9 protein-coding genes are annotated in these 7,715 nt (G+C 75.7%); 4 read left to right on the top strand and 5 right to left on the bottom strand.

Features of this window, described 5'->3' with window-relative positions; genetic code table 11:
• Nucleotides 1-25: 25 nt before the first annotated feature.
• Nucleotides 26-709: a ribulose-phosphate 3-epimerase gene (rpe, locus tag ACFUEL_RS08665; RefSeq protein ID WP_380235319.1), complete on the bottom strand. Its 684-nt coding sequence runs from the start codon at nt 707-709 to the stop codon at nt 26-28.
• 339 nt (nt 710-1,048) lie between these two features.
• Between rpe and ACFUEL_RS08660 the strand changes: the two genes are divergently transcribed.
• A complete protein-coding gene (locus tag ACFUEL_RS08660; RefSeq protein ID WP_380235318.1) occupies nt 1,049-1,903 on the top strand; it encodes a hypothetical protein in 855 nt (284 codons plus the stop codon).
• 34 nt (nt 1,904-1,937) lie between these two features.
• On the opposite strand, the gene ACFUEL_RS08655 is transcribed toward ACFUEL_RS08660, so the two are convergent.
• Nucleotides 1,938-2,588, bottom strand: a complete 651-nt coding sequence (locus tag ACFUEL_RS08655; protein ID WP_380235317.1) for a C39 family peptidase — start codon at nt 2,586-2,588, stop codon at nt 1,938-1,940.
• A 314-nt stretch (nt 2,589-2,902) separates the two neighbouring features.
• Here ACFUEL_RS08655 and ACFUEL_RS08650 point away from each other — a divergent pair, with 314 nt between their 5' ends.
• From ACFUEL_RS08650 to ACFUEL_RS08640, 3 genes are read left to right on the top strand one after another with little or no spacing between them, the layout of a single operon-like run.
• Nucleotides 2,903-3,403 carry a GNAT family N-acetyltransferase gene (locus ACFUEL_RS08650; RefSeq protein WP_380235316.1) on the top strand — a complete coding sequence of 167 codons (501 nt, stop codon included), beginning with the start codon at nt 2,903-2,905 and terminating at the stop codon, nt 3,401-3,403.
• Entirely contained in the window at nt 3,400-4,122 is a 723-nt protein-coding gene (locus tag ACFUEL_RS08645) for a leucine-rich repeat domain-containing protein (protein ID WP_380235315.1), read from the top strand. Before ACFUEL_RS08650 ends, ACFUEL_RS08645 begins: the two co-directional genes overlap by 4 nt.
• A 32-nt stretch (nt 4,123-4,154) precedes the next feature.
• Entirely contained in the window at nt 4,155-4,664 is a 510-nt protein-coding gene (locus ACFUEL_RS08640; RefSeq protein WP_380235314.1) for a hypothetical protein, read from the top strand.
• Nucleotides 4,665-4,731: 67 nt separating this feature from the next.
• Here the strand turns inward: ACFUEL_RS08640 and ACFUEL_RS08635 are convergent, their stop codons facing one another.
• The 3 genes from ACFUEL_RS08635 to ACFUEL_RS08625 all read right to left on the bottom strand — a co-directional run bounded on the left by ACFUEL_RS08635 (nt 4,732) and on the right by ACFUEL_RS08625 (nt 7,649).
• On the bottom strand, nt 4,732-5,703 hold the full coding sequence (locus ACFUEL_RS08635) for an aldo/keto reductase (protein WP_344551413.1): 972 nt from the start codon (nt 5,701-5,703) through the stop codon (nt 4,732-4,734).
• A 159-nt stretch (nt 5,704-5,862) separates the two neighbouring features.
• Nucleotides 5,863-6,189: a hypothetical protein gene (locus tag ACFUEL_RS08630; protein ID WP_380235313.1), complete on the bottom strand. Its 327-nt coding sequence runs from the start codon at nt 6,187-6,189 to the stop codon at nt 5,863-5,865.
• Between the two features lie 26 nt (nt 6,190-6,215).
• Nucleotides 6,216-7,649, bottom strand: coding sequence for an RsmB/NOP family class I SAM-dependent RNA methyltransferase (locus ACFUEL_RS08625; RefSeq protein WP_380235312.1), 1,434 nt, complete (start codon nt 7,647-7,649; stop codon nt 6,216-6,218).
• Between the last annotated feature and the right edge of the window lie 66 nt (nt 7,650-7,715).

Below are 7,715 nucleotides of genomic sequence, written 5' to 3'. Positions count from 1 at the left end.
ACGACGTGCCGGCGCGCGCCCGGCGTCAGTGCTTGCAGGCCCACCACGCGTCGGCGCTGGCCGCCTCCGCCTGCGCGCGCAGCGCCCGGACGGCCTCCGCCGGGTCGGCCGCGCCGTACACCGCCGAGCCGGCCACGAACACGTCCGCGCCGGCCTCGGCGCAGGCTTCGATGGTGGCGGGGGCGACGCCGCCGTCGACCTGGAGCCACAGGTCGAGGCCGTGCTTGTCGATCAGCTGCCGGGTGCGGCGGATCTTGGGGAGCATGATGTCGAGGAACGCCTGGCCGCCGAAGCCGGGTTCGACCGTCATGATCAGCACCATGTCGAGCTCGGGCAGCAGGTCCTCGTAGGGCTCGATCGGGGTGGCGGGGCGCAGCGCCATCGAGGCGCGGGCGCCCTTGGCGCGGATCTCCCGGGCGAGGCGGACGGGCGCGGCGGCGGCCTCGACGTGGAAGGTGACGGAGCCGGCGCCGGCCTCGACGTACTGCGGGGCCCAGCGGTCGGGCTGCTCGATCATCAGGTGGCAGTCGAGGGGGGTGTCGGTGGCGCGGGCCAGCGACTCGACGATCGGCACGCCCAGCGTGAGGTTGGGGACGAAGTGGTTGTCCATCACGTCGACGTGCAGCCAGTCCGATCCGCGCACCGCCTCGGCCTCGTCGGCGAGGCGGGCGAAGTCCGCGGACAGGATGCTGGGGTTGATCTGCGCCATGGCGAGGGTACCTTCACGACTCGGTGCGGGCGGCCGGTGCGACCGCTGGTGACCATCATCCCCCGCGGGCCCCGGCCCCTCCCCGCCTCCCCCACGGACCCGCCTCCCGCCTCCCCGCCTCCCCGCCCCCGCCCCCACGGGCCCGCCTCCCCGCGCAGCACGGTCGGCACGCGCAGCACGGCCGGCACGCGCGCGGCAGGCATCCGGAGTCCGCTCCCGCCCGCCCCGGCGAAGTGTTCACGCGCCCGAAACACTTTCCCTTCCCGGCGCCCTCCCGCTCTGGCAGGCTCCCAGGGCAAGCGGAGCCGCGCTGCTCGACCCTCACCGAAAGGCGTTCCGATGACCCAGGTCGTCCACCCCGCCCGTGCCCTCTGGTGGCTGTTCGAACCCGTCCACGCTCTCACCTACTTCTCCCCGGAGGCCCGCGCCGCGTACGAGGCGGCGGGGCTGCGCGGGTACTGGCGCGGTTACTTCGGCGGGCGTTCGGCGCCGCTGGGCGCGGTGGACGCGGCGCCGGTGGTGGCCGCGTTCTTCAACTTCGCGCCGCAGATGGTCGAACGGGCGCTGCCGGAGGTCTGGTCGCTGGCGAGCCCGGAGCGGGCGCTGGAGGCCCGGGTCGAGGGCGCGACGGGGGCGCTGCAGCGCGTCCTGGCCGACGTGAAGCCGGATCTGGTCGACCGTTCGGTGGAGCTGCTGGAGCGCGCCGTCGACGGCCTGGACTGTTGTGGGCGCGTGCTGGCCGCCGCGAACGCCGACCTGCCCCGCCCGGACGACCGCCTGGCCCGCCTGTGGCAGGCGACCACCGTGCTGCGCGAGCACCGGGGCGACGGCCACGTCGCCGCCCTGGTCGCCGAGGGCCTCGACGGCTGCGAGGCCCTGGTGCTCCGCTGCGCCCTCGACACCCGCCGCGAGACCCTGCAGCCGCACCGCGGCTGGAGCGACACCGAGTGGGACGGGGCCACCGCCCGCCTGATCGACCGCCAGTGGCTGGCCCCGGACGGCTCGCTGACCCTCGCGGGCCGCCGCCGCCACCTCGCCCTGGAGGCCGCCACCGACCTCGCCGCCTCCCGGGTCTGGACCCACTTCCACCGCTCCGAGCTGGACGAGCTCGTCACCACCCTGCGCCCGATCTCGGCCGCCTGCCGCGCCGACCTCCCCCCGAGCACCCCGATCGGCCTGCCCAACGCGGCCTGATCCGAGCGCTCCTCCCCTCGGCCCGCCCCGGCGCTCAGTACGGGGGCGGGCCGAGGACGATGCCGCGCCCGGCGTAGAAGCGGTCGAGGTCGCCCCAGGGGACGCGGGCCGCGCGCTGGGAGCCGTCGGGGAAGCCGGACGGGTTGTGGATCCGCAGCGTCTCGTCGTCGGCGCCGACGGCGAGCACCAAGTGGCCCCCGGTGCGCGGGACTTCGGGGGCGAGGGTGCGGATGCCGGGGTGCACCGAGAGCATCGGGAGCCGGCCCTCGGCGAGTTCGGCGGCGACCCGTTCGGCGGGCAGCTCGGCGACGGCCTCGGCGTGCAGGCCCCAGCGGGTGCGGACGTACTCGGCGAACGGGGCGTGGATCAGGCCGTCGAGCCGCCCGTCGGGGTGCCGGACGTACGCGCCCGCCCGCTGGCACTCCTCGGCCAGCCGGACGGCGGCGGGGGCGACGCCCCACCAGTGGTCGAGCACCATCCGCAGGCAGGCCATCCCGCACAGCCGCCACGACCAGTACTCGTACTCGTCCTCGTCGGCGGCGCCGGAACGCTCCCACAGCGGGTCGTCGGCGGCCCGCAGCGTGCCGTCCAGGATGTCGGGCACGAGTTCGGGCGACTCCCACTGGGAGTAGTAGGGCACCTGGTGGCTGATCGGTTTCACCCGGTCATCCTGACGTACTTTCATCCGGATCCCCCGGAACGCCGTCCCCGACATGCACCCTGCCGCCCGACGGGCCTCACCCCAGCAGTCCACCCGCCTCCAGCCGCCCCGGCGAGGACCGCCCCGGTGAGGAGCGCCCCGGTGAGGACCGGCCCGCGCGGGGCGTGGCCCCGGACCGCGGGGGCCGGGCCGTCGCTCCCGCCCCCGCGCGCGAGGTTCAGGTCACCGTCCGTGCGGTGGGTCATCGCCCGCCCCGCCGTTCGCCCGCCGACGGGCTTCCGCAGTATCGTCCGTCCTCGAACCCGCCCGTCCCGCCCCGCCCCGCGATCGGAGCAGCCTTGGCCACCGTCCGCCCCGAACCCGTCGACTCCCCGGACGCCCGGCTGCTGCTGACGGAGTACCAGGCCGAGGTGCGCCGCCGCTGGAGCGGCCCGCCGCCCGCCGAACCGCTGCCCGCCGGGGCACCGGCGGACCTCGAACTCGCCGCGCCGGACGGCGTGTTCCTGCTGGCCCGGCTGGACGGCCGCCCGGTCGGCTGCGCGGGCGTCCGCAGCTTCACCCCCGCCCCCACCGCCGCTCCCACCACTCCCGCCACTCCCAGCACCGGCGAGCTGAAGCGCCTGTACGTGCGCCCGGAAGCCCGCGGCCACGGCCTGGGTCGGCTGCTACTGACCGCCGCCGAGGACGCCGCCCGCGCCCTCGGGCACGCCCGGTTGCGGCTGGACACCATGGCCGAACTCGCCGAGGCCCGCGCGCTGTACGCGGACAGCGGCTACGCGGACGTCCCGCCGTTCAACACCAACCCGTACGCCGCGCACTGGCTGGAGAAGTCGCTGTGACGGGGCCGGTGGTGAACCTGTGGCGGGCGGGCCTGGAGGCCGTGCCGGAGGAGGCGTGGGCCCGTACGGACGCCGAGGTGCTGATCCTCGCGGACAACCGGCTGACCGAACTCCCGGACACCATCGGCGAGTTCACCCGGCTCCGAACGCTCGACCTGGGGCACAACGCGCTCACCGCCGTCCCCGATCGGATCGGCGACCTGACCGGGCTGTCCGACTTCCTCTACCTGCACGACAACCGGCTGACCGCGCTGCCCGCCGGCCTGGGGCGCCTGCACCGGCTGCGCTACCTCAACGTCGGCGAGAACCCGCTCGCCGAACTCCCGCCCGAAATCTGCGACTTGACCCGGCTGCTCGAACTGCGCGCGCAGGACTGCCGGTTGACCGCCCTCCCGGAGCGGATCGGCGAGCTGGCCCGACTGCGCGAACTGCGGCTGCGTGGCAACTCGCTGACCGCGCTGCCCGGTTCGCTCGCCGACCTGCGCGAGCTGCGCTGCCTGGAACTGCGCGACAACCGGCTGGAGCAGCTGCCCCGCGCTCTGGCCGAACTGCCCCGGCTGCGCGAACTCGACCTGCGCGGCAACCCGTTGGCGGAGGTCCCGCCCTGGCTGGCCGAACTCCCCGCCCTGGAGAAGCTCGACCTGCGCTGGGCCGCCTGCCCGCCCGCCCCGCAACTGGTGGACGAGCTCGAACGGCGCGGCTGCGCCGTCTACTTCTGAACCGCCGCACCGGAGCAGGGAGCCCTGACGCCATGGCAGCACAACGGCCCGTGCTCCGGCGCCCGCTCGCCGTACTGCTGGGGCTGTGCGCCGCGTTCACCGCGCTGACCGCGGCCTGGGGCGCGGCCGCGCTGGTCCGCGACCACACCCCGCGCGAGACCGACTCGACCCGGGCGGAACGGCTGGCCGGCCTGCGCCCCGACCAGCACCCGGGCAAGGGCCGGTACTACGTCCCCCGGTCGGCGGTGCTGACCCGGGCGCCGGACGGCACCCGGGTCGGCTACCTGCACTACCGCCTCGACGGCGGCGACGACGTCAACGTCGACGATTTCCTGCGCACCTACGACCTCCCCCGGCCCGGCGCCGCGGCCCCCCTGCCGGAGGACCTGCGGGCGGCCCTGCCCGGTGACGAACCGGCCGAGGCCGCCCTGCTCCCGGAAGCGGAGCCGCCGGGCGGCGTCCCCCGGCGGCAGGTCTACCTGGTCCGCCCGGAGGACGACCCGACCGGCTCGGGCGACGTCTACGTGCGCGCCACCGGCTAGGCCGTCCTCACCGCGGCCGTCTTCGCCGCAGCCGTCCTCGCCACGGCCGTCCTCGCCGCAGCCGTCCTCACCAGGCGTAGTGCTCGGGCGCGGTGCGGTAGCCGGGGAAGATCTCGTCCAGCCGCTCCAGCGTCTTGGCGTCCAGCTGGACGTCCAACGAGCGGACGGCGGCGGCGAGTTGCTCCTCGGTGCGGGGGCCGATGATCGGGGCGGTGACGGCCGGGCGGGTGCGCAGCCAGGCGAGCGCGACGTCGCCGGGCTCGTGGCCGAGCTCCGCGCACAGGTCCTCGTACGCCTGGATCTGCTCGCGGCGCTCGTTGAGGGTGTCCAGGGCGCGGCCGGAGGCGCGGCGGACGCCCTCGCGCTCCTTGCGCAGGACGCCGCCGAGCAGGCCGCCGTGCAGCGGGGACCACGGGATCAGGCCGAGGCCGTAGTGCTGGGCGGCGGGGGCCACCTCCAGCTCGACGCTGCGCTCGATCAGGTTGTAGAGCGACTGCTCGCTGGTCAGGCCGAGGAAGTTGCGGGCCTTGGCGGCCTCCTGGGCCTGGGCGAGGTGCCAGCCGGCGAAGTTGGAGGAGCCGACGTAGATGATCTTGCCCTGGAGGGTGAGCACCTCCATCGCCTGCCAGATCTCGTCCCAGGGGGTGTCCCGGTCGACGTGGTGCATCTGGTAGAGGTCGATGTGGTCGGTCTGCAGGCGGTGCAGGCTGGCGTCCACGGCGCGGCGGATGTTGAGCGCGGAGAGCTTGCCCTCGTTGGGCCAGTCGCCCATGTCGCCGTACAGCTTGGTCGCGATCACGGTCTTCTCGCGCCGCCCGCCGCCCTTGGCGAACCAGTTGCCGATGATGGTCTCGGTGAGGCCCTTGTTCTCGCCCCAGCCGTAGACGTTGGCGGTGTCGAAGAAGTTGATGCCGTGCTCGTGCGCGGCGTCCATGATCCGGTGCGCGTCGGCCTCCACAGTGTGCGGGCCGAAGTTCATGGTGCCCAGGCAGAGCGGCGAGACGGACAGGCCGGTGCGGCCGAGGTGGGTGTACTCCATGCTCACCACCCTCTGCCGCCCCGGCCCACTTGTCCAGTACCCGCCGCCCGTCCGAACGGACAGCGCCGGAGTACCTCACCGCCCCGGACGGGCGCGGACGGGCCGCCGAAGACCTGCAACGCCTCACCGCGGCCCTGCGGCAAGGGAGTTGACGCCCCGTCAGCCTTGAGCCGAGGCAGGGCAGGGCGCGCAGTGCCCCGGCTGCGCCTCGCACGGCCCCGGGTCGACCGGCACTCCGGGGTCCACCGCCCGCGCGCACCAGGTGCACCGCAGCCCGGCCGTCGCCCCGGCCGCCCGCAGCGCGGCCACCAGCCGCCGTGCCCCGGCGAACTGCCAGGTCCCCGGCAGCTCGACCGGCGGCTCCGCCAACTGCCGGCTCGCCTCCCACAGGCTCCAGAGCACGGCGGCCCGCAGCTCCCGGTACACCTCGATCCGGCGCCCGCCGACCGCGGTGACCGTCACCGCGAACTCCGGGTCCTCCGACACCGCCCGCCCCCGATCCCCCTGCGCCGTCAGGCAGTTCGCCGCAGCAACGCCAGGTACATCGCGTCCGTCCCGTGCAGGTGCGGCCACAGCTGGACGTCCGGCCCCTCGCCGAGGTCGGGGACGCCGGGCAGCAGCGGGCGGGCGTCGATCCACTCGACGTCCGCCCGGCCGCGCAGCACGTCGTCGACCACGGCCCGGGTCTCGGCCAGGTGCGGCGAGCAGGTCGCGTAGCCGACCACGCCGCCGATCCGCGCCGCGTCCAGCGCCGAGCGCAGCAACTCCCGCTGCAGCGGCCCGAATCCGGCGATGTCCTCGGGGCGCCGGCGCCAGCGCGCCTCCGGGCGGCGGCGCAGCGCGCCCAGGCCCGAGCACGGCACGTCGACCAGGACGCGGTCGAACGCCCCGTCCTCCCAGGCGCCGCGCGTGCCGTCCGCGGTGATGACGGCGTACGGGCCGGGGTTGCCGTCCAGCGAGCGGGCCACCAGCCGGGCGCGGTGCGGCTGCTTCTCGGAGGCGACCAGCGCCGCGCCGCGCTCCGCGGCGACCGCGCCGAGCAGCGCGGCCTTGCCGCCGGGGCCCGCGCAGCCGTCCAGCCAGAGCCGGTCGGGGCCGTCGATCGGGGCGTTGGCGAGGGCGAGCGCGACCAGCTGGCTGCCCTCGTCCTGCACGCCGGCCCGGTTCTCCCGCACCGCGTCGACCCCGGCCGGGTCGCCGCCGTCGGTGAGCCGCAGCGCGTACGGCGACCAGCGGCCGTCCTCGACCTCGGGCAGCGCCTCGCGCAGTTCGGCGACCGAGGAGCGCCCGGGGCGGGCCACCAGGGTGACCTCGGGGCGGGCGTTGTCGGCCTCCAGCAGCTGCTCCATCGCCTGCCGCCCGCTCGCCTGCGGCTGCCAGCGGCCCAGCGCGTCCCACAGCGAGGAGACCACCCAGCGCGGGTGGGAGTGGACGACCGCCAGGTGGTCCTCGGCGTCGTCCTCGTACGGCGGGGCGACCTGGGCGACCCAGCCGGCCAGGTCCTGGGCGCTGATCTTGCGCAGCACGGCGTTGACGAACTTGGCGCGGCCGTCGCCGAGCACCACCCGGGCCAGCTCGACGGTCGCGGACACCGCGGCGTGGCTGGGGATCCGGGTGCCGAGCAGCTGGTGCGCGCCCAGCGAGAGGACGTCCAGCACCGGCGGGTCGACCTCGCGCAGCGGACGGTCCACGCAGGCCGCGATGACCGCGTCGTAGGTGCCCTGGCCGCGCAGCGTGCCGTACACCAGCTCGGTGGCGAGCGCGGCGTCGCGGCGCTCCATGCCCTTGCGCTCGGCCTCGCGCAGCAGTGAGGGCAGGATCAGGTTGGCGTACGCGTCGCGCTCGTCGACGGCCCGCAGCGCGCGGAACGCGACGATCCGGGCCGGGTCCTTCTTGGGGCGGCGGTGCGGGCGGGGGGCGCGCTTCGCGCCGGCGGGGGTGCTCAAAACGGGTGCCTCGAAACCAAAGGTGCTGCGGATCAGGTCCGGCCCGCCGAGGGGCCTCGCCCCAAG

Source organism: Kitasatospora sp. NPDC057198 (genome assembly GCF_042670125.1).
GTDB lineage: Bacteria > Actinomycetota > Actinomycetes > Streptomycetales > Streptomycetaceae > Kitasatospora.
This window is presented reverse-complemented; position numbering and strand designations above follow the sequence as displayed.